General features: G+C 72.9%; 29 protein-coding genes. 16 read left to right on the top strand and 13 right to left on the bottom strand.

All coding sequences use genetic code 11. The annotated features are described in order from the left end of the window. Window positions 1-144 precede the first annotated feature (144 nt). Window positions 145-1,053 carry an oxygen-dependent coproporphyrinogen oxidase gene (gene hemF, locus Q7A36_RS16890; RefSeq protein ID WP_305104898.1) on the bottom strand — a complete coding sequence of 303 codons (909 nt, stop codon included), beginning with the start codon at window positions 1,051-1,053 and terminating at the stop codon, window positions 145-147. Between the two features lie 205 nt (window positions 1,054-1,258). Here hemF and petA point away from each other — a divergent pair, with 205 nt between their 5' ends. Genes petA through Q7A36_RS16875 form a run of 3 tightly spaced genes read left to right on the top strand, consistent with a single transcriptional unit; the run spans window position 1,259 to window position 3,886 of the window. Beyond that, the gene (gene petA / locus Q7A36_RS16885; RefSeq protein ID WP_305104897.1) at window positions 1,259-1,807 is read left to right on the top strand and encodes a ubiquinol-cytochrome c reductase iron-sulfur subunit; all 549 of its coding nucleotides are present in this window, start codon (window positions 1,259-1,261) and stop codon (window positions 1,805-1,807) included. A 10-nt stretch (window positions 1,808-1,817) separates the two neighbouring features. Continuing rightward, window positions 1,818-3,089 (top strand): cytochrome b, encoded by a 1,272-nt coding sequence (locus tag Q7A36_RS16880; RefSeq protein WP_305104896.1) that lies wholly within the window; start codon window positions 1,818-1,820, stop codon window positions 3,087-3,089. After that, a complete protein-coding gene (locus Q7A36_RS16875) occupies window positions 3,089-3,886 on the top strand; it encodes a cytochrome c1 (RefSeq protein WP_305104895.1) in 798 nt (265 codons plus the stop codon). The genes Q7A36_RS16880 and Q7A36_RS16875 overlap by 1 nt, the downstream gene beginning before the upstream one ends. 192 nt (window positions 3,887-4,078) lie before the next feature. Here Q7A36_RS16875 and Q7A36_RS16870 read toward each other — a convergent pair whose 3' ends face one another. After that, window positions 4,079-4,225 (bottom strand): hypothetical protein, encoded by a 147-nt coding sequence (locus tag Q7A36_RS16870; protein ID WP_305104894.1) that lies wholly within the window; start codon window positions 4,223-4,225, stop codon window positions 4,079-4,081. 142 nt (window positions 4,226-4,367) lie between these two features. Here Q7A36_RS16870 and Q7A36_RS16865 point away from each other — a divergent pair, with 142 nt between their 5' ends. Further along, the gene (locus Q7A36_RS16865; protein WP_305104893.1) at window positions 4,368-5,252 is read left to right on the top strand and encodes an S-methyl-5'-thioadenosine phosphorylase; all 885 of its coding nucleotides are present in this window, start codon (window positions 4,368-4,370) and stop codon (window positions 5,250-5,252) included. An 81-nt stretch (window positions 5,253-5,333) separates the two neighbouring features. On the opposite strand, the gene Q7A36_RS16860 is transcribed toward Q7A36_RS16865, so the two are convergent. The 9 genes from Q7A36_RS16860 to fliF all read right to left on the bottom strand — a co-directional run bounded on the left by Q7A36_RS16860 (window position 5,334) and on the right by fliF (window position 15,473). Then, window positions 5,334-6,404, bottom strand: a complete 1,071-nt coding sequence (locus Q7A36_RS16860) for an OmpA family protein (protein WP_305104892.1) — start codon at window positions 6,402-6,404, stop codon at window positions 5,334-5,336. Window positions 6,405-6,559: 155 nt separating this feature from the next. Further along, window positions 6,560-7,315: a nucleotide-binding protein gene (locus tag Q7A36_RS16855; RefSeq protein WP_305104891.1), complete on the bottom strand. Its 756-nt coding sequence runs from the start codon at window positions 7,313-7,315 to the stop codon at window positions 6,560-6,562. After that, entirely contained in the window at window positions 7,312-8,268 is a 957-nt protein-coding gene (locus Q7A36_RS16850) for a flagellar biosynthesis protein FlhF (protein WP_305104890.1), read from the bottom strand. Before Q7A36_RS16850 ends, Q7A36_RS16855 begins: the two co-directional genes overlap by 4 nt. A 3-nt stretch (window positions 8,269-8,271) precedes the next feature. Continuing rightward, window positions 8,272-10,335 carry a flagellar biosynthesis protein FlhA gene (gene flhA, locus Q7A36_RS16845; protein ID WP_305104889.1) on the bottom strand — a complete coding sequence of 688 codons (2,064 nt, stop codon included), beginning with the start codon at window positions 10,333-10,335 and terminating at the stop codon, window positions 8,272-8,274. Window positions 10,336-10,338: 3 nt separating this feature from the next. Then, window positions 10,339-11,748, bottom strand: a complete 1,410-nt coding sequence (locus Q7A36_RS16840; RefSeq protein WP_305104888.1) for a sigma-54 interaction domain-containing protein — start codon at window positions 11,746-11,748, stop codon at window positions 10,339-10,341. A gap of 34 nt (window positions 11,749-11,782) precedes the next feature. Continuing rightward, window positions 11,783-12,106: a flagellar motor switch protein FliN gene (gene fliN, locus Q7A36_RS16835; protein WP_305104887.1), complete on the bottom strand. Its 324-nt coding sequence runs from the start codon at window positions 12,104-12,106 to the stop codon at window positions 11,783-11,785. A 3-nt stretch (window positions 12,107-12,109) separates the two neighbouring features. Next, window positions 12,110-12,805 (bottom strand): hypothetical protein, encoded by a 696-nt coding sequence (locus Q7A36_RS16830; protein ID WP_305104886.1) that lies wholly within the window; start codon window positions 12,803-12,805, stop codon window positions 12,110-12,112. Further along, entirely contained in the window at window positions 12,802-13,806 is a 1,005-nt protein-coding gene (fliG, locus tag Q7A36_RS16825) for a flagellar motor switch protein FliG (RefSeq protein WP_305104885.1), read from the bottom strand. Before fliG ends, Q7A36_RS16830 begins: the two co-directional genes overlap by 4 nt. Continuing rightward, window positions 13,806-15,473, bottom strand: coding sequence for a flagellar basal-body MS-ring/collar protein FliF (gene fliF, locus Q7A36_RS16820; protein ID WP_305104884.1), 1,668 nt, complete (start codon window positions 15,471-15,473; stop codon window positions 13,806-13,808). Before fliF ends, fliG begins: the two co-directional genes overlap by 1 nt. Before the next feature lie 276 nt (window positions 15,474-15,749). Between fliF and Q7A36_RS16815 the strand changes: the two genes are divergently transcribed. The 9 genes from Q7A36_RS16815 (at window position 15,750) to Q7A36_RS16775 (ending at window position 22,366) form a co-directional block, all read left to right on the top strand. Next, window positions 15,750-16,682: a ribose-phosphate pyrophosphokinase gene (locus tag Q7A36_RS16815; RefSeq protein ID WP_305104883.1), complete on the top strand. Its 933-nt coding sequence runs from the start codon at window positions 15,750-15,752 to the stop codon at window positions 16,680-16,682. 94 nt (window positions 16,683-16,776) lie between these two features. Beyond that, a complete protein-coding gene (locus Q7A36_RS16810) occupies window positions 16,777-17,394 on the top strand; it encodes a glutathione S-transferase family protein (protein ID WP_305104882.1) in 618 nt (205 codons plus the stop codon). Between the two features lie 131 nt (window positions 17,395-17,525). Then, on the top strand, window positions 17,526-18,110 hold the full coding sequence (locus Q7A36_RS16805) for a histidine phosphatase family protein (RefSeq protein WP_305104881.1): 585 nt from the start codon (window positions 17,526-17,528) through the stop codon (window positions 18,108-18,110). A 158-nt stretch (window positions 18,111-18,268) separates the two neighbouring features. After that, entirely contained in the window at window positions 18,269-18,934 is a 666-nt protein-coding gene (locus Q7A36_RS16800) for a 50S ribosomal protein L25/general stress protein Ctc (protein ID WP_305104880.1), read from the top strand. Between the two features lie 15 nt (window positions 18,935-18,949). Then, entirely contained in the window at window positions 18,950-19,525 is a 576-nt protein-coding gene (gene pth / locus Q7A36_RS16795; RefSeq protein WP_305104879.1) for an aminoacyl-tRNA hydrolase, read from the top strand. After that, complete coding sequence (locus Q7A36_RS16790) at window positions 19,525-19,995, top strand: hypothetical protein (RefSeq protein ID WP_305104878.1); 471 nt, start codon at window positions 19,525-19,527, stop codon at window positions 19,993-19,995. Before pth ends, Q7A36_RS16790 begins: the two co-directional genes overlap by 1 nt. A gap of 218 nt (window positions 19,996-20,213) precedes the next feature. Beyond that, entirely contained in the window at window positions 20,214-21,308 is a 1,095-nt protein-coding gene (gene ychF / locus Q7A36_RS16785; protein ID WP_305104877.1) for a redox-regulated ATPase YchF, read from the top strand. Between the two features lie 18 nt (window positions 21,309-21,326). Continuing rightward, entirely contained in the window at window positions 21,327-21,800 is a 474-nt protein-coding gene (locus Q7A36_RS16780; RefSeq protein ID WP_305104876.1) for an MgtC/SapB family protein, read from the top strand. Between the two features lie 128 nt (window positions 21,801-21,928). Further along, window positions 21,929-22,366 (top strand): MgtC/SapB family protein, encoded by a 438-nt coding sequence (locus tag Q7A36_RS16775; protein ID WP_305104875.1) that lies wholly within the window; start codon window positions 21,929-21,931, stop codon window positions 22,364-22,366. A 43-nt stretch (window positions 22,367-22,409) separates the two neighbouring features. Here Q7A36_RS16775 and Q7A36_RS16770 read toward each other — a convergent pair whose 3' ends face one another. Both Q7A36_RS16770 and Q7A36_RS16765 read right to left on the bottom strand, forming a co-directional pair. After that, window positions 22,410-22,856: a hypothetical protein gene (locus tag Q7A36_RS16770; protein WP_305104874.1), complete on the bottom strand. Its 447-nt coding sequence runs from the start codon at window positions 22,854-22,856 to the stop codon at window positions 22,410-22,412. Window positions 22,857-22,896: 40 nt separating this feature from the next. Further along, the gene (locus Q7A36_RS16765) at window positions 22,897-23,091 is read right to left on the bottom strand and encodes a DUF4169 family protein (protein ID WP_305104873.1); all 195 of its coding nucleotides are present in this window, start codon (window positions 23,089-23,091) and stop codon (window positions 22,897-22,899) included. Window positions 23,092-23,265: 174 nt separating this feature from the next. Here Q7A36_RS16765 and Q7A36_RS16760 point away from each other — a divergent pair, with 174 nt between their 5' ends. The 3 genes from Q7A36_RS16760 (at window position 23,266) to Q7A36_RS16750 (ending at window position 26,167) form a co-directional block, all read left to right on the top strand. Then, on the top strand, window positions 23,266-24,258 hold the full coding sequence (locus Q7A36_RS16760) for a TRAP transporter substrate-binding protein (protein ID WP_305104872.1): 993 nt from the start codon (window positions 23,266-23,268) through the stop codon (window positions 24,256-24,258). A gap of 77 nt (window positions 24,259-24,335) precedes the next feature. Next, on the top strand, window positions 24,336-24,848 hold the full coding sequence (locus tag Q7A36_RS16755; protein WP_305104871.1) for a TRAP transporter small permease: 513 nt from the start codon (window positions 24,336-24,338) through the stop codon (window positions 24,846-24,848). After that, window positions 24,848-26,167 carry a TRAP transporter large permease gene (locus tag Q7A36_RS16750; protein ID WP_305104870.1) on the top strand — a complete coding sequence of 440 codons (1,320 nt, stop codon included), beginning with the start codon at window positions 24,848-24,850 and terminating at the stop codon, window positions 26,165-26,167. Before Q7A36_RS16755 ends, Q7A36_RS16750 begins: the two co-directional genes overlap by 1 nt. Window positions 26,168-26,206 lie beyond the last annotated feature (39 nt).

The raw sequence follows: 26,206 nt of genomic DNA, 5'->3' as shown, positions 1-26,206 counted from the left end.
GACGCCCCCGCGGGCGGCCGGTCGGTGCATGGGCGTTGCGGTCATCCTGGCGTCTCCCGTCCCTGTCCCCGGCAGGTTAGCGCGCCGGGGCCCCATTGCCAGGGTGCCGGCCGGGATGCGGGCGGCGGGTCGGTGGGCGGCGGGTCACGGCCAGATCGGCGGCGGCAGGGACATCAGGATGGCTTCCACATTGCCGCCGGTGCGCAGGCCGAACAGCGTGCCGCGGTCGTGCAGAAGGTTGAACTCGGCATAGCGCCCCCGCCGGACCAACTGGTGCTCCCGCTCCGCCTCGGTCCAGGGCTCGTGCATCCGGTCGCGGATGATGGCGGGATAGACGTCGCGGAAGGCGCGGCCGACATCCTGGACGAAGGCGAAGTCGTCCTCGATCCCATGCCCCGGCGTGCGGTCGCCGAGCCAGTCGAAGAAGATGCCGCCGAGGCCCCGCGTCTCCCCGCGATGCGGCAGGTAGAAGTATTCGTCGCACCACTGCCTGAACTTCGGGTAATAATCGGGGTCGTGCCGGTCGCAGGCCGCGCGGAAGGCGGCATGGAAGCGCGCCGCATCCGCCTTCGATTCCGGTGCCTCGAGCGCCATCGGCGTGATGTCGCCGCCGCCGCCGAACCAGGGCCGCGTCGTCACCAGGAAGCGGGTGTTGAAATGCGCCGCCGGCACGCGGGGGCTGCGCAGGTGCGCGACCAGCGAGATGCCGGTGGCGAAGAAGCGCGGATCCGCCTCGGCGCCCGGGATCTGCCGGCGGAACTCGGGCGAGAACTCGCCATGCACGGTCGAGACGTTCACCCCGACCTTCTCGAAGACCCGGCCGCGCAGGATCGCCATGGTGCCGCCGCCGCCCTCCGGCCGCTGCCAGGAGGTGCGCTCGAACCGCCCGGGTGGCATCCCGGCATGCGGGCCGGCCCCGAGCGCATCCTCGCAGGCCTCGAAGGCCGCGCAGATCTGGTCGCGGAGATCCTCGAACCAGGCGCGGGCGCGGCCGGCGAAGGGATGGTCGGCCGGGGCCGCGCTGGGCGCGGCGGCGTGGCTGGCGTCGGTCACGGCTTTCCTCCTGCTCCGGCACCGTTCTATTGGCAACGCGGCGGATTGCCACCCCGCGGACCCTCCCTTTATATGCGGCGCGGCGCGTCAGGGTAGCGCAGGTCCGGCCATGCCCGGCCCGGCCCTTCCCGCCGCGGCAATCGCACCCGGCCCCCGCCGGTCCCGCCCGGGACGCAAGCGAGGCCGCGATCAAGGACGATGAGGCATGGCCGATAGTATGGCGCAGGCGGCGCCGCAGGACGGCGAGACCCGGCGCGACTTCCTCAACCTGGTGACGGCGTCCTTCGCCGCGGTGGGCGTCGGCGCGCTGGCCTGGCCCTTCATCAGCTCGATGAACCCGGCGCGGGACGTGCTCGCCCTCTCGACCACCGAGGTGGACCTCGCCCCGGTCGCGGTCGGCTCCGCCGTGACGGTGATGTGGCGCGGCAAGCCGGTCTTCGTGCGCAACCGTACCCCGCAGGAGATCCAGGAGGCCCGCCAGGTCCCGCTCTCCGAGCTGCGCGACCCGCAGACCGACCAGTCCCGGGTGAAGAAGGACAACTGGCTCATCCTCGTCGGCGTCTGCACGCATCTCGGCTGCGTGCCGCTCGGCCAGAAGCCGACCGACCCGCGCGGCGACTACGGCGGCTGGTTCTGCCCCTGCCACGGCAGCCATTACGACACCTCGGGGCGCATCCGGAAGGGGCCGGCGCCGGCCAACCTCGCCGTCCCCGACTACAACTTCACCTCCGACACGCAGATCCGGGTCGGCTGAGGAGCAACCCATGGCAAGCGGACTGCACAAGAGCGAGGTAGCGAACCCGGTCCTCCGCTGGATCGACGCGCGCCTGCCCGTCATCACCATGATGCAGAAGGAGTACGGGACGTTTCCGACGCCCCGGAACTTCAACTACTTCTGGAATTTCGGCGCCCTCGCCATGGTCAACCTGTTGATCATGATCGCGACCGGCATCTTCCTCTCCATGCACTACACCGCGCATGTGAGCCTGGCCTTCGACAGCGTCGAGCGCATCATGCGCGACGTGAACTACGGCTGGCTGCTGCGCTACGCGCATGCCAACGGCGCCTCGATGTTCTTCATCGTGGTCTATGTCCACATCTGGCGCGGCCTCTACTACGGGTCCTACAAGGCCCCGCGCGAGCTGCTGTGGATGCTGGGCGTCGTCATCTTCCTGCTGATGATGGCCACCGCCTTCATGGGCTACGTGCTGCCCTGGGGCCAGATGTCCTTCTGGGGCGCGACGGTCATCACCAACCTCTTCTCCGCCCTGCCGCTGGTCGGGCCGGACATCGTGACCTGGCTCTGGGGCGGCTTCTCCGTCGACAACCCGACGCTGAACCGCTTCTTCAGCCTGCACTACCTGCTGCCCTTCGTGATCTTCGGCGTCGTCTTCCTGCACGTCGCGGCGCTGCACATCACGGGCTCGAACAACCCGCTCGGCATCGACCCGAAGGGCCCGCAGGACACCCTGCCCTTCCACCCCTACTACACCGCCAAGGACAGCGTCGGCCTGGTCGCCTACTTCGCCTTCTTCGCCATCCTGGTCTTCTTCTTCCCGAACTACCTGGGGCACCCCGACAACTACACCCCGGCCAATCCGCTGGTGACGCCGCCGCACATCGTGCCGGAATGGTACTTCCTGCCCTTCTACGCCATCCTGCGCGCGGTGCCGGACAAGCTCGGCGGCGTGGTGATGATGGGCGCCTCCATCGCCATCCTCTTCGTCCTGCCCTGGCTCGACACCAGCCCGGTGCGCTCCATGCGCTTCCGCCCGCTGGCGCGGCCCTTCCTGTTCACCTGGCTGGTCAGCTTCTTCGTGCTGCTCTACTGCGGCGGCAAGCCGCCGGAGGAGCCCTACGTCACCATCGCCCGCGTGGCGACGGCCTACTACTTCCTCTATTTCCTCGTGATCCTGCCGCTGCTCGGCCGCCTCGAGCGGCCGCTGCCGCTGCCCGAGAGCATCGCCCGTCCCGTCCTGCGCGGCGGCGGCCCCCTACCGGCCGGCGCGATGAGCAAGCCGATGGAGAAGGCGTGATGCCAAAGGGGCATATGATGAAGACCAGCCTCAAGGCCCTCGCGGTCGCCGCCGGCCTGCTCGCCGGCGCCGGCCTCGGCGCCGCCCCGGCCCGCGCGGCCGGGGGAGAAGACCACCTCCCCGAGGTCCACTTCTCCTTCAACGGTCCCTTCGGGCATTTCGACCGGGCCTCGGCCCAGCGCGGCTTCCAGGTCTACAAGGAGGTCTGCTCGAACTGCCATTCCATGCGCCTGCTGTCCTACCGGAACCTGCGCGAGCTGGGCCTGTCGGATGCCGAGGTGCGGGCGATCGCGGCGACGGTGCAGGTCACCGACGGGCCGAACGACGAAGGCCAGATGTTCGAGCGGCCGGGCCGGCCCTCCGACCGCTTCCACAGCCCCTTCGCCAATGAGAAGGCGGCGCGCGCGGCCAACAACGGCGCGCTGCCGCCGGACCTCTCGGTCATCACCAAGGCCCGCGAGGGCGGCGCGTCCTACATCCACGCGCTGCTCAACGGTTATGAGGACCCGCCGGCCGGCGTGACCCTGATGCCGGGCATGAACTACAATAAGTACTTCGCCGGCCACCAGATCGCCATGGCGCAGCCGCTCAGCAGCGACGGTCAGGTCGAGTACACCGACGGCACCAAGCCGACGGTGGACCAGATGACCCGCGACGTCGCGCAGTTCCTGACCTGGGCGGCCGAGCCGGAGATGGAGCAGCGCAAGGCGCTCGGCGTGAAGATGGTGCTGTTCTTCACCGTGCTCGGCGGCCTCGCCTATGCGGTGAAGCGCAAGATCTGGGCCGACGTGCACTGACCGGGCCGCCGGCCCGCCCGGCACCCTGTCCCCATGTCAGAAGGGCCGCCCTCGGGCGGCCCTTCGTCGTTCCGGCATCCCGCGTGGAACGGGTCGTCCCGCGCGGGGGTGCGCCCCCGGCGGCGGGTCGCGGCCCGGGATGAAAGGGCGACCAGGATCTCCGCGCAGGACGGGCGCCGGGGGGCAGCCTGCTCAGCGCGGCCGGGCCTCGGCCAGGCCGGGCGGCGGCAACGCGGTGCCGCGCTCGATCGAGCGGTCCACCACGGGCGCGGGCGGCCGGTTGCAGGCACCGACCAGCGTGACCAGCAGCAGGGCGAACAGGCAGGCGATCCGGGTCACTGGCGGCACTCCTCGCGTCGGTCCCGCCCCATGCGCGACTCGCCCGGCATCATGCCAGCGCGAGGCGGCGCCCGCATCCACCCCTGGGCAGCGCGCCGCGCATTCCTTAGAACCCCCGCCCATGCCCGCCGGAGGAGCCGCCATGCCCGAGACCATCGACCCCGTCATCGGCCTGATCGGCGGCTCCGGCCTCTACGACATCGAGGGACTCGAGGACCGCGAATGGCGCCGGGTGGAGACGCCCTGGGGCGATCCCTCCGACCTGCTGCTCTTCGGCCGCCTCGCCGGCGTGCGCTGCGTCTTCCTTCCGCGCCACGGCCGCGGCCATCCGACCCCGCCCTCCGAGCTGAACTACCGCGCCAATATCGACGCGCTGAAGCGCTCCGGCGTCACCGACGTGATCTCGCTCTCGGCCGTCGGCTCCCTGCGGGAGGACCTGCCGCCCGGCCATTTCGTCATCGTCGACCAGTTCATCGACCGCAGCTTCGCCCGGGTGAAGAGCTTCTTCGGCAGCGGCTGCGTCGCGCATGTCTCGGTCGCCCATCCGGTCTGCCCGCGCATCGGCGATGCGCTGGAAGCCTCGGCGCGCGGGCTCGGCCTGCCGGTGACGCGCGGCGGCACCTACCTGGTCATGGAAGGCCCGCAGTTCAGCACCAAGGCCGAGAGCGAGCTCTACCGGCAATGGGGCTGCAGCGTCATCGGCATGACCAACATGCCGGAAGCGAAGCTCGCCCGGGAGGCGGAGCTCTGCTACGCGACCGTCGCCATGGTCACGGATTTCGACTGCTGGCACCCGGACCACGACCACGTCACGGTCGACCAGGTGGTGAAGGTGCTGCTCGGCAATGCCGACAAGGCCAAGGCGCTGGTCAGGTCGGTGGTGCCCGAGCTCGGCAAGCCGCGCGGCCTCTGCCCTGCCGGCTGCGACCGGGCGCTCGACCACGCCATCATCACCGCGCCCGAGAAGCGGGATCCGGCGCTGCTCGCCAAGCTGGACGCGGTGGCCGGGCGGCTGCTGCGCGCATAGTGGGGAGGGAGGGAACTCCCTCCCCACGCCCCACCCTCCTTTTTCTCCGGGTTCGGCGCGCGACGGGCGGCGCCGCGCGACTCAGCGGAGAATGATTTCCACGCGGCGGTTCTGCGGCTCGCGCACGCCGTCGGCCGTCGGGACCAGCGGCTTGGTCTCGCCGAAGGCGGTCACCGCGATCTCCTCGCGCGCGATGCCCTGCCGCACCAACTCGTTCGCCACCGCATCGGCGCGCCGCTGCGACAGGCGCTGGTTGTATTGCGGCGTGCCGGAGCGGTCGGCATGTCCCGCCACCTCGATCCGCGTGGTCTGCACCCGCCGCGCCGCCGCCGCGGCATCGGCGATGATCTGCCTCGCCCGCTCCGTCAGGTCGGCGCGGTCCCAGTCGAAGAAGACCAGATAGGTCCGCGCCGGGGCGGGCGCCGTCACCGGCGCCGGCGCCTCCGCCACGGCGGGCGCCGGCGGCGGGTTGAAGGCATAGCGCAGGCCGAGCAGGACGGAATGGTTGCTGTTCGACGGCTCGATGCTGCCCGGCACGCCCGGCACCGCCGGCCCGGATGTCCGCGTCAGGTTGAACTTCGGATCGAGCGTGCCGAGGAAGCGGTACTCCGCCGTCAGCGACAGGCCCGGCACCATGTTGCCCAGGCCGAAGGCCGAACCGAGGATGGCCTGATAGGCGAATTGCGGGTCGGTATCCTCGATCCGGTAGCCGCTGCCGCCCACCCGCAGCCGTGCATTGCGGATGTCGTTCCAGACATAGCCGCCGCCGATGCCGAGATAGGGCTGATAGGTGCGGGGCGAGAGGCCGAAGCTGCTGAGGTCGAAGTCGAAGAGCAGGTTCGCCATCACCCCGTACTTGTCGTACTGGCCGGACCCGCCGATCCGCGTCCCGTTCAGCGACAGCCGGTCGATCTCGTTGTTGCGGTAATTGCCCTCGATCTCCGCCCGCCAGCCATTGCCGAAGCCCCAGCCCAGCGAGAGCACCGCCGCCGCGCCCGGATCCCGCGTGCTGAGCCGCACGCCATGGTCGCTGGCCTCCGGCGCGAAATTCAGGCCGGCACCGGCGCCGAGATAGAGACCCTCGACCGGCTGCGCCGCGGCGGCGAAGGGGGCCAGAAGGCTGGCGGCGAGGAGGAGACGGCGCAACGACATCCAAGGCTCCAAGGCGACGGGGCAGCTTCACGCTGCCCCGAAACTTGGCGCAGGCCGCAGTCGCCCGCGCCGGTGGTTCACCCCTAGATAGGAGCGCCCCGGCGGGAAAAGGCAACGCAAATCCTTTCGCGGCTGCGAAGAACGCAAAAGTGTGTTCACCGCGCCAGGGCCTTCGCCAATGCCGTGACATCGGCCGCGGCCGGACAACCCGGATGGCGCGTCAGCAGCGGGACCTGCCGGCGGATCGCCTCCGGCACCTTCGGGTCGCGGCGGATGACGCCCGCCAGCGGCACCCCCGCGCCGAGGAACCGGGCGCAGGCCTGGTCCAGCGTGCGCCAGGTCCGCTCCCCCGCCGCGCGGTCGGCAGCCTGGTTCACCACCACCCGCGCCGCGGCGCCGGGCCGGTCGCGCCGGTGCAGCTTCAGCACGGCATAGGCATCCGTCAGGCTGGTCGGCTCCTCGGTCGCCACCACCAGCAGCAGGTCGGCCATCGCCGCCAGCCGCCGGACCGCCGGGTCGAGTCCCGCGCCGAGGTCGAGCAGCACCGTATCGAAGCACGCGGCCGCCGCGCGCAGCGCCGCCTCCAGCCGCCCGAGCGCCGTGCCGTCCAGCCCGGCCAGCGCACCGGAGCCCGAGCGTCCCGGCAGGATGGAGAAGCCCGCCGCGTGCCGGGTCGCTGCTTCGGCCACGCCGAGGCGCCCGGCCAGCACCGCGGACAGGTCGTGGCGCGGGTCGAGGCCGAGTTGCACGTCGACATTGGCGAGGCCGAGATCGGCATCCACCAGCAGCGCACCCTGCCCCGCCTGCGCCAGGGCCTGGGCCAGGCTGATGGCGAGCCAGGTCTTCCCCACCCCGCCCTTGCCCGAGGCGATCGCCAGGATCCGGCCGCGCGCCGGCGCCTCTGCCGTCATGCCACTCTCCCCTCATGGCCCGGCGGTCCCGCCGCATCGAAGCCCGCCTCCGGCGCCCGCCGCAGCCGCGCCGCCAGCCAGGCCGGATCGACGGGCGCGAGGTCGCCGGCCGGATCGGGCCCCACCCCCGCCTCCGTCAACGCCAGCCCGGCCGCCGCCGCGGCCAGCACGCCGCCGAGGCGCCGCGCGGCATCCAGCCGGGTCGGCAGCAGGTGCCGGGCGCCGAGCGCCCGGAAGGCCCGCGCCGTCTCCGCCGCCTCCGCCGGGTCGAGGCCGGCGGGCAGCACCAGCACGACAGCCGCCTCCGCCGTGCGGGCCAGCGCCAGCAGGTCGGCGGCCTGGGCCGGATCGAAGGGATCGCAGCCCGCCGTGTCGATCAGCACCGCCTGCCCCGCCGCCCGCCGCGCCAGGGCCCGGCCGAGCGCCTTCGGCTGCGGCGCGACGGCCAGCGTCAGGCCGAGCACCCGGGTGAAGGCCGCCATCTGCTCCGCGGCGCCGGCCCGGGCGCCGTCGGTGGTGACGATCAGCGGCGCGCCGCCCGCCAGCACCGCCCGCGCCGCCAGCTTGGCGCAGGAGAGCGTCTTACCCGCGCCCGGCGGGCCCGCCAGCAGCAGCGGCCGCGCGGCGGCATCCGGCAGCGGCGCGAAGCCGAGCGCCGCGGCGAGCGCTGGCTCCAGCGGCCCGGCGGCGAGCGCGGCGGCGAGCGCCGGCGGCAGGTTGTGCCGCGCCAGCGAGGGCGCCGGCTGCGACGGCGCCGCATCCGTGGCGGGCGGGGCGGGCGGGATCAGCCAGGGCTCCTCCGCCGGGTCGGGCGGGTCCTCGAGCGCCGCGGTCACCTCCACCCCGCCCGCGACGCGGCGCGTCTCGAGGATCACCGCCTCCTCGCCGAGTTCGGCGCGCACCTGCGCCATCGCCTCGGCCATCCTCGGGGCGCGGAACAGCCGGAGCCGCATGCGCTAGACGCTGCCCAGGGTGCGGATGCGGGCGCGCGGATGGATCTCCGCCTGGCTCAGCACCATGGTCGCGGGACGGAAGCGCTCGACGATCGCCCGCACGGGCGCGCGGATGCCGCCGGAGCAGACCAGCACCGGCGCCTCGCCCGCCGCCGCGGCGGCGTCGAAGGCGTCGCGCAGCCGCTGCATGAACTCCTGCAGCCGGCTCGGCGCCATGGCGAGCTGCCGGTCCTCCGGCGGGCCGGCCAGGCTCTCGGCGAAGGCCAGCTCCCAGTCGGGCGAGAGGGCGATGAGCGGGACATAGCCGCCCGGGCCCCGCGCCGCCTCCGACAGTTGCCGCGCCAGCCGCGCCCGCACCACGGCGAGGATGCCGGCGACGCTCCGGGTATTGCCCGCGACCGCCTCCTGCACGCCCTCCAGAATGGTCGGCAGGTCCCGGATCGAGACGCGCTCGGCCAGCAGCGCCTGCAGCACCCGCTGCAGCCCGCCGACCCCGATCTGCGAGGGGATGACGTCCGCGACCAGCTTGCGGTGCTCGGCCGGCAGCTCGTCCAGCAGCTTCTGCGTCTCGGCGAAGGAGAGCAGCTCGGGCATGGTGTCCCGCACCGTCTCGGTCAGGTGCGTCGCCAGCACGCCGGCGCAGTCCACCACGGTGCAGCCGCGCGCCAGCGCCTCCTCCCGCAGCGCCTCCTCGATCCAGAGGGCGGGCAGGCCGAAGGTCGGCTCGACGGTGCGCTCGCCGGCCATGGCCGGAACCTGGCCGGAGGGGTCGATGGCCAGGTGCAGCGGCGGGCGGAGCTGGCCGCGCGCCGCCTCGATCTCCTTGACCCGGATGACATAGGTATCGGGCGGCAGTTCCAGGTTGTCCTGGATGCGCACGCTCGGCAGGACGAAGCCCATGTCCTGCGCCATGGAGCGGCGGAGGGCGCGGATCTGCTCGGTCAGCCGCGGCGCCTCCCCGGCCGCGAGCGCGAGCAGCCCGTAGCCGAGCTCGAGCCGCAGCAGGTCGAGGCGCAGCGCCTCGGCCACCGGCGGCTCCGCCGTGGCGGCGGGCGCCTCGGGCGGCGCCTCCCCGGCCCGGCGATCGGCCTCCCTCCGGGTCCAGGCGGTGGCGCCGGCGGCGCCGGCCAGCGCCAGGAAGGGAATGAGGGGCATGCCGGGCAGCAGCCCCAGCACCGCGGCGGCGCCGGCGGCGAGCGCCATGGGCTTCCAGCCGCCCGCGAGCTGCCGTCCCAGCACCTCGTCGGCCCGCTCCTCCCCGCCGCCCTTGGTGACGACGATGCCGGCGGCGACCGAGACGAGCAGCGCCGGGATCTGGCTGACCAGGCCGTCGCCGACCGTCAGGGTGGCGAAGGTGGTCGCCGCCTCCGCGAGGCCGAGGCCGTGCCGCAGCGCGCCGATGCCGAGGCCGCCCACGAGGTTGATGGCGGTGATGATCAGCCCGGCGATGGCGTCGCCGCGGACGAACTTGGCCGCGCCGTCCATGGCGCCGTGGAAGGCGCTCTCCTCCTCCAGCTCGCGGCGGCGCTTGCGTGCCTCCGTCTCGTCGATCAGCCCGGCCGAGAGGTCGGCATCGATCGCCATCTGCTTGGCGGGCATGGCGTCCAGGCTGAAGCGCGCCGCGACCTCCGCGATGCGGCCGGAGCCCTTGGTCACCACCATGAAGTTCACGACCAGCAGGATGGCGAAGACGATCAGCCCGACCACGACGTCGCCGCCCATCAGGAAGCCGCCGAAGGCGGCGACGACATGGCCGGCCGATTGCGGCCCCTCGTAGCCATGGGTGAGGATGGTGCGGGTGGTGGCGACGTTGAGCGCGAGGCGGAGCAGCGTGGTCAGCAGCAGCACCTGCGGGAAGGCAGTGAAGTCGAGCGGCCGCCGCAGGAAGAGCGCGACCATCAGCACCAGCACCGAGAGGGTGATGGAGACCGCGAGCCCGGCATCGAGCAGCAGCACCGGCAGCGGGACGATCAGCACCGCGAGCAGCAGCGCGACGCCGAGCGCGAGCGCGACGTCGCCGCCGAGCCGCACCTGCCGCAGCCAGCCGGGCAGCGCGATGCCGCCCATGCGCTACCGACCCCCGCCCTGCCAGCCGCCCGGCAGCAGGCCGGTGCCCGGCGCGACCGGCACCGGCGCGCCCTGCGCGCGGTATTCGTGCAGCTTGTTGCGCAGCGTGCGGATGGAGATGCCGAGGATCTCGGCCGCGCGGGTGCGGTTGCCGAGGCAATGGGTCAGCGTCTCGAGGATCAGGTCGCGCTCCACCTCCTCCATCCGGCGGCCGACCAGGCCGGCGACGGCGCCGGCCGCCGCAGGCGGCACGGCGGGTTGTGGCACGGCGGATTGCGGCACGGCCGCGGGCGCCTCCGCCGGGCGGGCGGGCGGCAGGGGCGTCAGCTCGATCGCCTCCGGCCCGATCCAGCCGCCCTCCGCCAGCAGCACGGCGCGATGCAGGGTGTTCTCCAGCTCCCGGACATTGCCCGGCCAGGGATGCGCCAGCAGCGCCTGCTCGGCCGCGGGCGACAGGGCGCGCACCGGCAGCCCGTTCGCCTCGGCGAAGCGGCGGGCGAAATGCGCGGCCAGCGCCGCGATGTCGGCGGGCCGCTCGCGCAGCGGCGGGATGTGCAGCGCGACGACGTTGAGGCGGAAATAGAGATCCTCGCGGAAGCGGCCGGCCCGCACCTCGGCGGCGAGGTCGCGGTTGGTCGCGGCGAGCAGCCGGACATCGACCCTGACCGGCGCGGTGCCGCCGAGGCGGTCCACCTCCCGCTCCTGGATGACGCGCAGGAGCTTGGCCTGCAGCCGCGGGTCCATCTCGCCGATCTCGTCGAGCAGCAGGGTGCCGCCATCGGCCTGCTCGAACTTGCCCTTGCGGGCCGCGACGGCGCCGCTGAAGGCGCCCTTCTCGTGGCCGAAGAGCTCGCTCTCCAGCAGGCTTTCCGGCAGGGCGGCGCAGTTCAGCGCGACGAAGGGGCCGCGGCTGCGGCGGCTATGGGCGTGGATGAAGCGCGCCAGCACCTCCTTGCCCGTGCCGCTCTCGCCGGTGATCAGCACGCTCGCCTCGGCCCGCGCCAGCGCCTCGGCGCGGGCGAGCAGCGCGCCCATGGCGGGGTCGCGGTGCACCGGCCCCTCCGGCTCGCCGGCCACCGCCTGCAGCATGGCGACGATCAGCTCCGCTTCGGGCGGCAGGGGGAGGAATTCCTTCGCCCCGGCGCGGATGGCGCGCACCGCCGCGGCGGCATCGGCATTGCGGCCGCAGGCGATGACCGGGCAGGCGATGCGCTCCTCGGCCAGCCGCTCGATCAGCCAGGGGATGTCGTGCGCGAGGTCGCAGAGGACGAGGTCGGCGCCCTCCCCGCGCAGCCGCGCCAGCCCCGCCGCCGGCCCGTCCGCCTGGGCGATGCGGGCGCCGCGCGCCGCGGCGATGCGGGCGGCCTGGCCCAGCTCGCCCTCCAGCGCGCCGATGATGAGCAGGCGGGTCACGGCCGCCGCCCCCGCGGGAATCCCGGCGCCATGCTCATCCCGCCCGGTCGCTCTTGACGATCTCGGTCATCGTCACGCCGAGGCGGTTGTCGTCCACCATCACCACCTCCCCGCGCGCGACCAGGCGGTTGTTGACATAGATGTCCACCGCCTCGCCCAGCTTGCGGTCCAGCTCCACCACGGCGCCGCGGCCGAGCTTGAGGAGCTGCGAGACCTGCATGGTGGCGCGCCCGAGCACGGCGCTGACCTGGACCGGGATGTCGTAGACAGCCTCGAGGTCGCGCGCCGCCGGGCCGGCGGGGCGCGCGGCCGCCGCCTCGGCCGGCGACAGGGTCTCGAAGGGGCCGGGCTCGGCCATGCGTTACCTCTCCTGCAATTCGAAGGCGTCGAGGAGCGCGGCCACCGCCTGCCGCCGCGCCGCGAGCGAGAGCGTGGCGCCGCCGCCGCGCCAGCGGGCCGCCGCGTCGCCGGGCGGCAGGGCGGCGTCCTCGGCGATGGCGAGGGCCGGGTCGCCGATCCGGGCCGCCGCCGCGGCGGCCTCGCCCGGGGCGACGCGGAGCGCGACGGCGACGCCCGCCTCGACCAGCGGGCGCAGCGCCGCCGCGAGGCGCGCGGCGGCCTCCGGCGCCAGCCGGGCGGCCGCCTCCGGCAGCGCGGCATCGAGGGCGGCGAGCAACAGACGGGCGAGCGACTCGGCCGTCTCGCCGGCGGCCTCCGCGGCCGTCACCCGCGCCTCCTCCAGCGCCGCGGCGATCCGCTCCAGCGCCGCCGTCTCGCGCGCCGCGAGGCTGGCGGCCGCCGCCTCGCGCGCCACCGCCTCGCCCTCGGCGAAGCCGGCCTCCCGCGCCGCGGCGCGCGCGGCCTCCTGCGCCGCCGCGGCGATCTCGGCCGGGTCCGGCCCGGGCGGCGCCGACGGCGCGTCGAAATCCGGCACCGCGAAGACCATGCCCGCCTCGGCCCTCGCGGCCGTGGCTGCCGGCCGCGCCGTCACCGCCGCGGGCTCGAAGCCGGCGGCGCGCGGGCGGCGCGCGAGGGCCGGGCGGAAGGCGGCGGTCACGGCACCATCTCCTCGTCATGGCCGTCCTGCAGGTTGATCTGGCCCTGCGCCGCCATGTCCTTGGCCAGCAGCACGATCGCCGCCTGCGCCTCGTCCACGTCGCGCAGGCGCACGGGGCCGAGGGCGGCGATGTCGTCGCGCAGCAGCTTGGCCGCGCGCTCCGTCAGGTTGCGGAAGAACATCTCGCGGAGCTGCTCGGAGGCACCCTTCAGGGCGAGCGCGAGCTTGTCCTTCTCGACCGCCCGCAGCAGCGCCTGCAGCCCGGCGGCGTCGACGCGCTGCAGGTCCTCGAAGGTGAACATCAGGCTGCGGATGCGCTCGGCCGCGTCGCGATTGCGCTCCTCGAGCGCCGAGAGGATGCGGCTCTCGGCCTGGCGGTCGAGGTTGTTGAAGATCTCCGCCATCATCTCGTGCGCGTCGCGCCGCTGGGCGCGGGCGAGGTTCGACATGAACTCCGCCTTCAGCGTCTTCTCGACGCCCTCGAGCGCCTCCTTCTGGATGGTCTCCATGCGCAGCATGCGCATCACGACCTCCATCGCGAAGCCCTCCGGCAGCAGGGAGAGCACGCGGGCGGCGTGGTCGGGGCGGACCTTGGTGAGCACCACGGCGACGGTCTGCGGGTATTCGTTCTTGAGGTAGTTGGCGAGCACCGCCTCGTTCACATTGCCCAGCTTGTCCCACATGGTGCGGCCGGCGGGGCCGCGGATCTCCTCCATGATCTGGACGACGCGGTCGCGCGGCAGCGACTTGAGCAGCATGCGCTCGGTGCTCTCGTAGCTGCCGACCAGGTTGCCGGCCTGGCCGAGCTGCTCGCCGAACTCCCGGCACAGCTCCTCGATCGCCGGCGCCGGCACGGTGCCGAGTGAGGCCATGGCCGCCGAGAGGTCGCGGATCTCGTCCTCGTGCATGCGGGCGAAGAGGTTGGCGGCATGCTCCTCCCCCATCGCCAGCATGATGGCGGCCGCCTTCTGCGGGCCGGTGAGGACGCGGGCGAGGCTCATCAGGCATCCTCCGGGTCGAGCCAGCGGCGGAGCACGGCCAGGCTCTCATCGGGGTGGCGCTGGACGAGCTGGATCAGGCCGTTCAGCGAGGAGGCCCGCATCTGCCCCTGGACATGGGCGAGGCTGACCATGCTCTCCTCCCCCGACGGCAGCGCGGCCGGGTCGGCGCCGGGCGGCAGCGCCGCCATCCCGCCCTCCGCCGCCATGCCTGGCAGCGCCGCCGGGCCGCCCACCATGCCCGGCAGCGCCGCCGCGCCCTCGGCACCGGCCAGCGCCGGCAGGGGCGCGAGGCTGGCGCTGAGCCGCCCGACCACGGGCCGGCCGAGCAGCAGGATGGCGGCGAGGGCGACGAGGGCGAGCAGCGCGCTCTCGATCAGCCGCGTCGCCAGCGCCGGCGGGACGGGCAGGCCGAGGAAGCGCTCGGGCGGCGCCTCGCCCGGCGCCTCCTCGACGAAGCGCATGGAGACCACCTCCACCCGGTCGCCGCGGCGCTCGTCGAAGCCGATGGCGCTGCGCACCAGGGCGCCGATGCGGGCGAGGTCCTCGGCCGGGCGCTCCCGCCAGCGGGGCGGCCCGCCGCCCTCCCCCGGCTCGGCCACGCCGTCCACCAGCACCGCGACCGAGATGCGCCGGACCACCGGATGCTCGCGCAGCGTGCTGCGGGTGGAGCGGCCGATCTCGTAATTGGTGGTCTCCTCCTGCCGGCTCTCCTGGGTGGCGCCGCCGCCCGGCGGCTCGGCGCCCGGCAGGTTGCCCGCGACCGTGGTCGGCTGCGGCTCGGCGCCGCGGGTCTGCTCCGCCACGCTCTGCTGGCTGCGGGGCACCTGGTTGTCGGGGTCGAAGCGCTCCTCGCGGGTCTCGACCCGGTCGAAATCCATCTCGACCGTCGCCTCGGCACGGACGCGGCCGGGGCCGAGGCTGCGCTCCAGCAGCTCCTCGACCGCGCGGCCGAGGCGGAGTTCCTGCGCCCGGCGGATCTCCTCCTGCGTCTGGACGGCGGCGGGGCCGGCCAGCGCCTGGCCGCCGCGCGCGAGCAGGGCGCCGCGGCTGTCGACGATGGAGACGTTCTGCGGCCGCAGGCCGGGCACGGCGGTGGCGACCAGGTGCAGCACGGCCTGCACCCCCTCCCGGTCCAGGCGCTGGGCGCCCTGCATGGTCAGCACGACCGAGGCCTGCGCCTCCCCCCGCTCGCGCGAGAAGGCCTCCCGCCGCGGCAGGACGAGGTGGACCCGGGCGGCGCGGACGCCGTCGAGGCCGCGGATGGTCCGGGCCAGCTCGCCCTCCAGGGCGCGGAGCTTGTTCACGTCCTGTTGAAATGGCGTGACGGTGAGGCCGTTGTCGCGGTCGAAGATCTCCCAGCCCAGCCCGCCGCCGGCCGGCAGCCCCTCCCGCGCCAGCAGCAGGCGGAGGCGGGGGACCTGGTCGAGCGGCGCCATGACCTGGGCCCCGCCGGCGGCGAGGCGATAGGGGATGCGCTGGCGCTCCAGCGCGGCGACCACCGCGGCGGCGTCGCGCGGCTCGAGCTCCCCGAAGAGGGGCGCCATGGGCGTGTCGCCGGCGCGGAAGGCCAGGACGCCCAGCAGCGCCAGCAGCGCGAGCCCGACGCTGCCGAGCGCCAACAGCCGCTTCGGGCCCAGCGCCTTCAAGCCGGCGATCACGCCGCCCATACCGCCACCTCCTGCGACCCCAAGCGTCCCTCGCGCGGCATCCATGGGGCGGCTGGTCTCCCCCCGCCGTCGGCGGGCGCCGCCCGGTCGGCAGGAATTGCCGGAGTGCGATTGCAAAGCGGTTAAGCCGCGACGGCATCGGGACACAGGCCCGCGGGCAACGCGATTTACACCGTTCCGTCACCTTGATATCTCCGCCGCGCCGTGCGGAATGCGGTTTCGGCGGCGTTCCCGTCGCGTGGAGGCAGGTCGCGTGGAGAAGGGGTCCGGCCGGGCATGAAGATCGTCGCCTGCAACAGCAACCGTCCGCTGGCCGAGGCGGTCGCCGCCTCGCTCGGCCTGCCGCTCACCAGCGCCTCCATCCGGCGCTTCGCGGATATGGAGGTCTTCGTCGAGATCAACGAGAACGTCCGCGGCGAGGACGTCTTCGTGGTGCAGAGCACCAGCTACCCGGCCAACGACAACCTGCTGGAGCTGCTGATCACGCTGGACGCGCTCAAGCGCGCGAGCGCGCGGCGCATCACGGCGGTGATCCCCTATTTCGGCTATGCGCGGCAGGACCGGAAGTCGGGCTCCCGCACCCCGATCTCGGCCAAGCTGGTGGCGAACCTGATCACCACCGCCGGCGCCAACCGCGTCCTGACCATGGACCTGCATGCCGCGCAGATCCAGGGCTTCTTCGACATCCCGGTGGACAACCTCTATGCCGCGCCGCTCTTCACCCGCGACATCCAGGAGCGCTACCAGGGCCGCGAGTTGATGGTGGTCTCCCCCGACGTCGGCGGCGTGGTCCGGGCCCGCGACCTCGCGACGCGGGTGCACACCGAGCTGGCCATCATCGACAAGCGGCGGCCGCGGGCCGGCGTCTCGGAGGTGATGAACGTGATCGGCGACGTCGAGGGCCGGCACTGCATCCTGGTCGACGACATCGTCGATTCCGGCGGCACGCTGTGCAACGCCGCCGAGGCGCTGATGAAGAACGGCGCCAACGGCGTCTCGGTCTATGTCACCCACGGCGTCTTCTCGGGCGGGGCGGTGGCGCGCGTCGGCGCCTCCCCGATCGAGAACATGACGGTGACGGACAGCATCCTGGCAACCGAGGCGGTTCGCATCTCCTCCAATATCCGCCAGGTCACCATCGCGCCGCTGCTGGCCGAGGCGATGCGCCGCATCTCCGAGGAAAGCTCGGTCTCCTCGCTCTTCCACTGAGCCCCGATGGATGCCACGCCCCGGCGGATCGCCGGGGCTGGGCGGCCGTGCCGGCGGCGTATAGTCTCGGCCTCCCAATCCCGGGAGGAACACGATGAAACTGTATTACGGTCCGGGCGCCTGCTCGATCGGCATCCATGTCCTGCTGGAGGAGATCGGCCGGCCCTACGAGGCGGTCGCGGTCAACCTGCGGGAGGGCGCGCAGTACAAGCCCGACTTCACCGCGGTGAACCCGAAGTCGAAGGTCCCGACCCTGGTGCGGGACGACGGCTCGGTGCTGACGGAGTACCCCGCCATCGCGGTCTGGCTGGCGAGCACCTTCCCCGAGGCGAACCTCCTGCCGAAGGAGGCCGATGCCCTGGCCCGGGCGCTCGAGGCCACCGACTTCGCCGTCGCCACGCTGCACATGCAGGGCTTCTCCCGCATCTTCCGCCCCTCGAACTACGCGCCCTCCGAGGCCGACCAGGCGGCGGTGAAGGCGCGGGGCGAGGAGATCTTCCAGAAGGGCCTCGCCTGGTTCGACAAGGCGCTCGAAGGGAAGGAGTACCTGACCGGCAGCTTCTCCTTCGCCGACAGCGCGCTCTGGTACGTCTCCTTCTGGTGGGCCGGGCGGCTGGGCAAGGAATTGCCGCCCAACGTCGCCGCGCACTATGCCCGCATGAATGCCCGCCCCTCGGTGCAGCGGGTGCTGAAGGCGGAAGGCCTCGCCTGATCCGGCCGGCGCCGCGCGGGCTTGACCCGCGCGGCGCCCCTGCCGCAGGAAGCGGGCGACATCCCCCCATCCAGCGGCCTGCGACCGTCCCGCGCGGCGTGCCCGCCGGCGCCGCGAGCAAGGACCCCGCCATGGCCGAGACCCTGAACCCGGCTCCCTTCTGGTTCCTCCGCCATGGCGAGACCGACTGGAACGCCCAGGGCCTGTCGCAGGGCCGCACCGACATCCCGCTGAACGCCATCGGCCTCGCCCAGGCGGAGCGCGCCGCCCGGACCCTGCAGGGGATCGGCGGCATCGCCACCATCGTCGCCTCCCCCCTCATCCGCGCCCGCGTCACCGCCGAGATCGCGGCCGCGGCGCTCGGCCTGCCCCTCGCCTTCGATCCGGACCTGCAGGAGGTGAATTTCGGCGAGCAGGAAGGCCGGCCGATGGGCGACTGGTACGACGACTGGATCGCCGGGACCTATACGCCGGCGGGGGCCGAGACCTTCGCCGGCCTGCTGGCCCGCGCCGTCGCGGCGGTGAACCGCGCGACCGCGAAGCCGGCGCCGGTGCTGATCGTGGCGCATGGCGCGCTGTTCCGCGCCCTCCGCCTCGCCTTCGGGCATGAGCCCAATGTCCGCACCCCGAATGCGCTGCCGATCCGCTGCGCCCCGCCCCGGGATGGCGGCCGGGTCTGGGACGTGGAGCCGGCGGCGCTCGCGGCGGAGGCCTGACCGCGGCCGGTTCCGCGGCCGGGCGGCTTTCCATTGCCCTGCCTCCCCCGATCCGCTAATGCCCCGCGATGCGCCGGCACCCCTGGAGGCCGGCGCAGCCGTTTCCGGGGCATGCCGTCCCGCGAAGGGGCCATTTCCCAGCCAAGCGGAGTTCGACCATGGTCCAGACTGTCCGGATCGAGGCCGAGTCGCGCGAGCGGGCCGGTAAGGGGGCGGCGCGTGCGACCCGGCGTGAGGGGCTTGTCCCCGCCGTCATCTACGGCGCGAAGCAGGAGGCGGCGCTGATCGCGCTCGACCCGCGCGACGTGATGAAGGAGCTGCACAAGGGCGGGTGGCAGAGCCACCTCTACGAGATCGCGCTGAAGGACGGCTCCACCGTCCAGACGCTGATGCGCGACGTGCAGTTCCACCCGGTCACCGACCGGCCCCTGCATGTGGATTTCCAGCGCGTCGCGCCGGGCGCCCGCATCCGCGTCCGCGTGCCGGTGCACTTCCTGCACGAGGACACCTGCCCGGGCCTCAAGGCCGGCGGCGTGCTGAACGTCGTCCGCCGCGAGCTCGAGGTGCTGGCCGCGGTCGATGCCGTGCCGGATGCCTTCGAGATCGACCTGGCCGAGGCCGGCATCGGCGATTCGCTGCGCTGGTCGGCGGTGAAGGACAATTTCGGCACCCGCGCCGTGATCAACCGCGACTTCGTCGTCGCCACCATCGCCCCGCCGACGGTGGTCGAGGAGGTCGTGGCCGCCCCGGCGGCGCCGGCCGCCCCGCCCGCCAAGGGCAAGGGCAAGGCCGCCGCCCCGGCGCCCGCCGCGAAGAAGAAGTAAGGCGGGCCCCTGGCGATGCTGCTCTGGGTCGGGTTGGGCAATCCCGAGCCCTCCCAGGCGCGGCATCGCCACAATATCGGCTTCATGGCGCTGGACGAGATCGCCCGGCGCCATGGCTTCTCCCCCTGGCGGCAGCGCCACAAGGGGCTGGTGGCGGAGGGCATGCTGGGCCGGCACAAGGTCCTCGCCCTGAAGCCGCAGACCTACATGAACGGCTCGGGCGACTCGGTGCAGCCGGCGGCCGCCTTCCACAAGATCCCGCCCGCCGACATTTGGGCCTTCCATGACGAGCTCGACCTGGCGCCCGGCAAGGTGCGGGTGAAGAAGGGCGGCGGTGCGGCGGGCCACAACGGGCTGCGCGACATCCAGCGCGCCCTCGGCACGCCGGATTTCTGGCGCGTGCGGCTCGGCATCGGGCATCCCGGGCACAAGGACCGGGTGCATGGGCATGTGCTCGGCAATTTCGCCAAGGTGGACACCTGGGTGGAGCCGCTGCTGGAGGCGGTCGCCGATGCGGCGCCGCTGCTGGCGGAGGGCAAGCATGAGGAGTTCATGACCCGGGTCGCCTTCCTGACGCAGGAGACGCGCTGATGAACCAGGAGGAGCTGACCGACTTCGCCGCCGGCATGGGCGGCCCGGGTGCGGAGGATTTCGCCAATGGCGCCGCGGCGCTGGCCGCCGCCCTGGTGCGGGAGGCCGGCGCGCTCGCCTCGGCGGCGGCGGCGCTGCGCAACGCGGCGGCGGTGACACCGGGGGACCCGACCGGCGGGCCGCTGTCGGACATCCGGCGCCAGCGCGGCGCCATGGCGGCCTCGGGCGAGGCGGCGATCCGGGCGGCGCTGCTGCTGGAGGCCGCGGAGGCGATCGGCCCGGGCGGCGAGGCGGCGGCGCTGGCGGAGCGCATCGCCGCCGCGGCGAAGCGGGCGGGCGTGCCGCCGGCCGCGCTGGTGCCCTCGCTGCGCGCGGCGGCGCTGCGGCTCGGCACGGATGACGGCGCGGCGCGCATCGCGGCGGCGACCATCGCGGCGGGGATCGCCGAGGCGCTGGGCCGGGCGGCCTAGAGCGTTCTCACGCTGACGGTGCAGCGTGAGAACGCTCTAGGCTATTGATTTGGAGAGCAGATCCACGCCTCCGAGCGCTGCCGCTCTGCGGCGATCTGCTCTGGCGGCGCGTCCCCGCGTCGCAGGATGACGGCCGGGCCGGTGCCCGGCCATGACGTGGTTCAGGGTGCGGCGCCCCGCCTGCGGGCGGCCGGCGCCCATCGCTTCAGGAGGTTCCCGTGGGTTTCAACTGCGGCATCGTCGGCCTGCCGAACGTGGGGAAATCCACGCTGTTCAATGCGCTGACCGAGACGGCGGCGGCGCAGGCCGCCAACTACCCCTTCTGCACCATCGAGCCGAATGTCGGCCGCGTCGGCGTGCCCGACCCGCGGCTGACGAAGCTGGCGGAGATCGGCAAGTCGCAGAAGATCGTCCCGACCAGCCTCGAATTCGTCGACATCGCCGGCCTGGTCCGCGGCGCCTCGAAGGGCGAGGGCCTGGGCAACCAGTTCCTGGCGAACATCCGGGAGGTGGACGCGATCGTCCATGTCCTCCGCTGCTTCGAGGATGGCGACATCACCCATGTCGAGGGCAGCGTCGATCCGGTGCGGGATGCCGAGACGGTCGAGACCGAGCTGATGCTCGCCGACCTCGAGGGGCTGGAGAAGCGCCAGGTCGGCCTGCAGAAGCGCGCGCGGAACGGCGACAAGGAGGCGATCCAGCAACTCACGCTGATCGACCCGATCGTCAAGGCGCTGCAGGAGGGCAAGCCCGCCCGCACCGCCGTGCCGAAGGGCGAGGAAGCGGCCGCGGCGCGGCTGCAGCTCCTGACCACCAAGCCCGTGCTCTATGTCTGCAATGTCGAGGAAGCCTCGGCGGCGACCGGCAACGCGCAGTCGCAGCGCGTCTTCGAGATGGCGGAGCGCGAGGGCGCCCGCGCCGTCGTGGTCTCGGCCGCGATCGAGGCCGAGATCAGCCAGATGGCGCCGGCCGACCGCGGCGACTTCCTCGAGAGCCTCGGCCTGCACGAGGGCGGCCTCGATCGCGTCATCCGCGCCGGATACGCGCTGCTCGGCCTGCAGACCTACTTCACCGTCGGGCCGAAGGAGGCCCGCGCCTGGACCATCACGCGGGGGACCAAGGCGCCGCAGGCGGCCGGCGTCATCCATGGCGACTTCGAGCGCGGCTTCATCGCCGCGGAATGCATCGCCTATGACGACTACGTCGCGCTCGGCGGCGAGCAGGGCGCCAAGGAAGCCGGCAAGATGCGGGTCGAGGGCAAGGAATACGTGGTGAAGGACGGCGACGTCCTGCTCTTCCGCTTCAACGTCTGAGGCCGCGCGGCGGCGGCGATGGCCTGGCTGCTCTCCTGGCTGACCGGGGACACCACCCTCTCCGGCCTGCCCATCGCCTTCCTGCTCGGCGCCATGGTCGGCGCCGAGCGCGAGTGGCGGCAGAGCGCCGCCGGGCTGCGCGCCTGCGTACTCGTCTCGGTCGCGGCCGCCGCCTTCGCCGACCTGATGACGACGCGGGTCGATCCCGCCAATCTCGGCGCGGCCTTCGGTGCCATCGCCACCGGCGTCGGCTTCCTCGGTGCCGGCGCGATCATGCGGGAGGGGGCGAATGTCCGCGGCCTCTCGACGGCGGCCACCATCTGGTGCGTCGCCGCCATCGGTGCCCAGGCCGGTGCGCAGGAGACGGTAGGCGCCCTCTGGCTGACCGTGCTGGTGCTGCTGATCAACATCCTGCTCAAGCCGGTGCAGCGGCTGATCTGGCGCCGGCGGCCGCCGCATCCCTCGGCGGAGGACCGGGCGCTGGAGGGCTAGAGAGGCCCCACGGCCGTGCTGCCATCCGGCGGCATCGGGGCGCAGCGCGTGGCCTTCATCGGTGGGGCGCCGGCGGCATCGCGAACCGGGGATTTCCGTTCCGGCCCCGGTCGGCGCATCGCTGGGCCATGCCGAGCTTCCCGGAAAACCTCCTCGCCGTCCTCCTCGCCTTCCTGCTCGGCGCCGCCATCGGGGCGGAGCGCGAATGGCGCCGCCATCCCGGCGGCTTGCGCTCCTGCGCCCTGGTCGCCGCCGCGGCCTGCGTCTTCGCCCGCATCGCCGTCGCGCATGGCGGCAGCAATCCCGGCGCGGCGCTCGGCGCCATCGCCACGGGCATCGGCTTCATCGGCGCCGGCGTGATCCTGCGGAAGGGGATGACGGTGCGCGGCCTCTCGACCGCGGCCACCTTCTGGGCGGTGGCGGCGGTGGGCGCGGCGGCGGGCCTGCAGGAATTCGGGCTGGCCATCGGCCTGACCGCCCTGGTCTTCTTTGCCCATTCGCTGCTGCGCGCCCTGTCGACCTGGATCGAGACCAGGGCTCCGCCGGTGCAGAAGGGCCCGCGCTGACCGCTCCGGGGCAGGGAGCGGTGCCGGCCGAGGCCGGCCGTGGTCACTCCTGCTTCGTCATGCTCACGGCATAGCTGCAGAGGCCGTTGCGGTGCTCGCCGAGGAAGCGGCCTTCGGCGAAGGCGCCGGTGGTGGCGATGGTCCGGTCGAGCGTATCGGCCATCCGCACGTCGCCCGCCGGGCCGACCACCCCGTTCAGGGTCTGGCGGGTCTGCGGGACGATCAGGAAGCTGGCGCGGCCCTGGCGCACCGTGATCTCGCGCTGCTCCCGCGGCGCGGCCGGGCAGGCCCGGGTGCGGTCGGGGTTCAGCGTGATGGTGCCGGCATAGCGGCCGTCATAGGCGGTGACCGGCCCCGCGGCCGGGGCCGCCGCCGCGGCGGGCCGCGCGGGCCCGGGCGCATCGGTTGCCTGGGGGATCACCGTCTCGTTCACGCAGGCGGCAAGGAGGCATGGCGCGAGCAGCGCCAGGAGGCGGCGAGCGGCCGGCATGGAGGTCTCCGTCAGGATCGGCCCGGCAGGGGCATTGGGGTCAGCGGGACTCGTCCCCCGGCGGGTCGCGCCGCGCGCCGTCCAGCAGCGCCTGCCGGCGTTGCTCGGCGCGGCGGTCGTTCGCCTTCTCGGCGCCGGTCCGGCCATGCTTGGCGCGGTTGGCGGCCGCGGTCGCTTCGGCCTCGGCCCGGGCCTTCGCCTTGCGAAGCCGGTTCAGGTTGACGATGTCGCCCATGCCCGCAGGATAGCGCCGGCCGGCCGGAGGGGGAACGCCGGGCGGCGCCCTGCCATGGCTTCGTCCTGGCCGGCGGGGACGGCCGCATCGGACGCCGGTTCCCATACCCGGAATGTACGGCTAGGCTCGCCGCCGGAAACGGCCACCAAGGCCGACCACGTCCGAGGAGACATCATGCATCGCAGGGCCCTGCTGGGGGGCGCGCTGGCTGCGCCCGCCCTTCTGTCCATCCCCGTTCGCGCCCAGGGGGCCATCACCCTGAACGGCGCCTCCCAGTTCGGCGACGACCATCCCTATACGAAGGCGCTGGTCCGGTTCGAGGAACTGGTGAAGCAGTACTGGGGCAAGCCGATCAATTTCGTGCTGCACAAGAACTCGTCGCTCGGCCTCGAGAAGCAGTATTTCGAGTACATGGCGCAGGGGCGGGCGGTGGACTATGCCGTCGTCTCGCCGGCGCATATGTCCACCTTCTCCAAGGCGGCGCCCTTCATCGACGCGCCCTTCCTGTTCCGCGACCTCGGGCACTGGAACGCCGTGCTGGACCAGGACCTGTTCAAGCCGGTGGCGGACGAGGTCGAGAAGCGCGCCCGCGTGCTGATGATCGGCTATGGCGGCGGCGGCGTGCGCAACATCTTCGCCAACAAGAAGGTGACGGACCTGGCCGGGATGCGCGGCCTGAAGGTCCGGGTGCAGGGCGCGCCGATCTGGTCGCGCACCTTCAGCGCCGTCGGCATGTCGCCGACCGTCATCGCCTACAACGAGATCTACAACGCCATCCAGAACAACGTCATCGACGCCGGCGAGAACGAGGCGGCGGGCGTCGAGCAGATGCGGTTCTACGAGGTGGCGCCCGACCTCGCCATGACCCAGCACGCCATCACCATCCGGCCGCTCTGCTTCTCCGTCGGCACGCTGAGCAAGCTGCCGAACGACCTGCAGGCGGCGATCCGCCGCGCCGGCAAGGAGGCCAGCGCCTTCCACCGCCAGGCCGAATCGGGCGCCGACGGGCAGATCCTGGAGACGCTGGAGAAGGTGGGGCGGCTGCGCCGCGTCGAGTTTGCCCAGCGCGCCGAGATGAAGAAGCTGGTCGATCCGGTGATGGCCGCCTATGCCAAGGAGATCGATGCGGAGACCATCCTCAACCGCATCAACGCGCTGACCTCGTAAGCCCGCCGGCCCCGCGCGGCCGGCCGGCACGGCCGCGCGGTGACCGCCCTCGCCGCTCCCCTCGTCCAGGACCCTTCATGCAAACCCATCGTCCCGGGGCGCCGGCCGCGCTCCGCGCCGTCAACCGCGCGCTTGCCGGCCTGATCCTGCTGCTGCTGATCGTGACCGTCGGCGTGCTGGTCCTCCCCGTCAGCCTGCAGATCTTCTCGCGCTACACCTCCCTGATCCCCGCCTATATCTGGACGGAGGAGATGGCCCGCTTCTGCCTGGTCTATTCCGTCATGCTCGGCGCCATGCTGGCGGTGCGGGAGGGGACGCACTTCACCGTCGACGTCTTCCCCAGGCTCTCGCCGCGCGGCGAGGCGAAGGTGGAGCTGCTCTCGGGCAGCTTCATCCTGGTCTTCGCCTTCGTCTTCCTCTGGTGGGGGATCGAGTTCACCGACTTCGCGTGGTGGCGGATCTCGGAACTGGCCGAGCTGCCGCTCTGGATCATCCACATCGCCTGGCCCGTCGCCGGCGCGGTCTGGATGCTGTTCGAGGCGGAGCGCATGCTGGACGCCGTCGCGGTGCTGCGCGGGGAGGCCGCGTGATGGGCGGCAATGTCCTCTCGGCCGGCACGGCCGCCGAGATCCTCTTCGGCGTCTTCTTCCTGCTGCTGGTGCTGCGCGTGCCGGTCGCCGTCTCGCTCGGCCTCGCCTGCCTGCCGATCCTGCTGATCGAGCCGCGGCTCAGCCCCATGATGCTCGCGCAGGAGACCTTCAACGCCTACAACAGCTTCATCCTGCTGGCGGTCCCCTTCTTCCTGCTGACCGCCAACCTGATGAACATCGGCGGCATCACCGACCGTCTCATGGCCTTCAGCCGGGCGCTGGTCGGCCACTTCCCCGGCGGCCTCGCGCAGATCAACGTGGTGCTGTCGATCTTCTTCGCCGGCATCTCCGGCAGCAGCACGGCGGATGCCGCCAGCCAGTCGAAGATCTTCATCGAGGCGCAGCGGAAGGAGGGCTACGACGACAGCTTCTCCGTCGCCATCACCGCCGTCTCGGCGGTGCTCGCCGTCATCATCCCGCCGTCGATCCTGATGATCGTCTGGGGCGGCGTGCTGACGGTCTCGATCGGCGCGCTCTTCCTCGCCGGCATCATCCCCGGCCTGCTGATCGGGCTGGTGCAGATGGCGACCGTGCATGCCTATGCGAAGGCGCGGGGATACCCGACCTATCCGCGGGCGACGCTCCGCGAGATCGCGCACACCTTCCTGATCTCCATCCCGGCCCTGACCACGCCGATGATCATCATCGGCGGCAAGATCTTCGGCTGGTTCACCGCGACGGAGAGCGCCTGCATCGCCGTGCTCTATGCCGGCTTCCTCTCCCTGGTCGTCTACCGCGAGATGACCTGGCGCGGCCTGGTGGACGCGTTGGGGGAGACGGGGCGACTGGCCGGCGTCGCGCTGTTCTGCGTCGGCACCGCCTCGGCCTTCGGCTGGCTGCTCGCCTTCTACCAGATCCCGGAGGCGCTGCTGGCGAATGTCTCGACCTGGGGCATGGGGCGGATCACCACCGGCTTCTTCATCGCCGGCGTCTTCCTGGTGGTGGGCTGCTTCCTCGACGCCATCCCGGCGATCATCATCGTCGGCGCCATCCTGCAGCCTCTGGCCGTCGGCGTCGGCATGGACCCGGTGCATTTCGCCATGATCGGCATCGTGGCGCTCGCCTTCGGGCTGGTGACGCCGCCATACGGGCTCTGCCTGATGATCGCCTGCTCGGTGGCCGGGATGCGCATCGCGGATGCGCTGAAGGATACCTGCATCATGCTGCTGCCGATGCTTGCGGTTCTGGCGGCCATCATCGTCTTCCCCGAGGTGGTGCTGTTCCTGCCGAACCTGATCTCGCCGGAATTCCTGCGCTAGAGGCCGCCATCACGACAAAGCGCCGGGATCCTCCCGGAA

The organism is Paracraurococcus lichenis (assembly GCF_030657435.1).
Lineage (GTDB): Bacteria > Pseudomonadota > Alphaproteobacteria > Acetobacterales > Acetobacteraceae > Paracraurococcus > Paracraurococcus lichenis.
The sequence above is the reverse complement of the archived record's forward strand: the minus strand, read 5'-3'. Positions and strand labels throughout refer to the sequence as shown.

What these genes read in the sequence shown, in the direction of transcription:
- petA (WP_305104897.1), top strand. Translation starts at nt 1,259, where the DNA reads ATGGCCGATAGTATGGCGCAGGCGGCGCCGCAGGACGGCGAGACCCGG.
- Q7A36_RS16880 (WP_305104896.1), top strand. Translation starts at nt 1,818, where the DNA reads ATGGCAAGCGGACTGCACAAGAGCGAGGTAGCGAACCCGGTCCTCCGC.
- Q7A36_RS16875 (WP_305104895.1), top strand. Translation starts at nt 3,089, where the DNA reads ATGCCAAAGGGGCATATGATGAAGACCAGCCTCAAGGCCCTCGCGGTC.
- Q7A36_RS16865 (WP_305104893.1), top strand. Translation starts at nt 4,368, where the DNA reads ATGCCCGAGACCATCGACCCCGTCATCGGCCTGATCGGCGGCTCCGGC.
- Q7A36_RS16860 (WP_305104892.1), bottom strand. Translation starts at nt 6,404, where the DNA reads ATGTCGTTGCGCCGTCTCCTCCTCGCCGCCAGCCTTCTGGCCCCCTTC.
- Q7A36_RS16855 (WP_305104891.1), bottom strand. Translation starts at nt 7,315, where the DNA reads ATGACGGCAGAGGCGCCGGCGCGCGGCCGGATCCTGGCGATCGCCTCG.
- Q7A36_RS16850 (WP_305104890.1), bottom strand. Translation starts at nt 8,268, where the DNA reads ATGCGGCTCCGGCTGTTCCGCGCCCCGAGGATGGCCGAGGCGATGGCG.
- flhA (WP_305104889.1), bottom strand. Translation starts at nt 10,335, where the DNA reads ATGGGCGGCATCGCGCTGCCCGGCTGGCTGCGGCAGGTGCGGCTCGGC.
- fliN (WP_305104887.1), bottom strand. Translation starts at nt 12,106, where the DNA reads ATGGCCGAGCCCGGCCCCTTCGAGACCCTGTCGCCGGCCGAGGCGGCG.
- fliG (WP_305104885.1), bottom strand. Translation starts at nt 13,806, where the DNA reads ATGAGCCTCGCCCGCGTCCTCACCGGCCCGCAGAAGGCGGCCGCCATC.
- fliF (WP_305104884.1), bottom strand. Translation starts at nt 15,473, where the DNA reads ATGGGCGGCGTGATCGCCGGCTTGAAGGCGCTGGGCCCGAAGCGGCTG.
- Q7A36_RS16815 (WP_305104883.1), top strand. Translation starts at nt 15,750, where the DNA reads ATGAAGATCGTCGCCTGCAACAGCAACCGTCCGCTGGCCGAGGCGGTC.
- Q7A36_RS16810 (WP_305104882.1), top strand. Translation starts at nt 16,777, where the DNA reads ATGAAACTGTATTACGGTCCGGGCGCCTGCTCGATCGGCATCCATGTC.
- Q7A36_RS16805 (WP_305104881.1), top strand. Translation starts at nt 17,526, where the DNA reads ATGGCCGAGACCCTGAACCCGGCTCCCTTCTGGTTCCTCCGCCATGGC.
- Q7A36_RS16800 (WP_305104880.1), top strand. Translation starts at nt 18,269, where the DNA reads ATGGTCCAGACTGTCCGGATCGAGGCCGAGTCGCGCGAGCGGGCCGGT.
- pth (WP_305104879.1), top strand. Translation starts at nt 18,950, where the DNA reads ATGCTGCTCTGGGTCGGGTTGGGCAATCCCGAGCCCTCCCAGGCGCGG.
- Q7A36_RS16790 (WP_305104878.1), top strand. Translation starts at nt 19,525, where the DNA reads ATGAACCAGGAGGAGCTGACCGACTTCGCCGCCGGCATGGGCGGCCCG.
- Q7A36_RS16780 (WP_305104876.1), top strand. Translation starts at nt 21,327, where the DNA reads ATGGCCTGGCTGCTCTCCTGGCTGACCGGGGACACCACCCTCTCCGGC.
- Q7A36_RS16775 (WP_305104875.1), top strand. Translation starts at nt 21,929, where the DNA reads ATGCCGAGCTTCCCGGAAAACCTCCTCGCCGTCCTCCTCGCCTTCCTG.
- Q7A36_RS16770 (WP_305104874.1), bottom strand. Translation starts at nt 22,856, where the DNA reads ATGCCGGCCGCTCGCCGCCTCCTGGCGCTGCTCGCGCCATGCCTCCTT.
- Q7A36_RS16765 (WP_305104873.1), bottom strand. Translation starts at nt 23,091, where the DNA reads ATGGGCGACATCGTCAACCTGAACCGGCTTCGCAAGGCGAAGGCCCGG.
- Q7A36_RS16760 (WP_305104872.1), top strand. Translation starts at nt 23,266, where the DNA reads ATGCATCGCAGGGCCCTGCTGGGGGGCGCGCTGGCTGCGCCCGCCCTT.
- Q7A36_RS16755 (WP_305104871.1), top strand. Translation starts at nt 24,336, where the DNA reads ATGCAAACCCATCGTCCCGGGGCGCCGGCCGCGCTCCGCGCCGTCAAC.
- Q7A36_RS16750 (WP_305104870.1), top strand. Translation starts at nt 24,848, where the DNA reads ATGGGCGGCAATGTCCTCTCGGCCGGCACGGCCGCCGAGATCCTCTTC.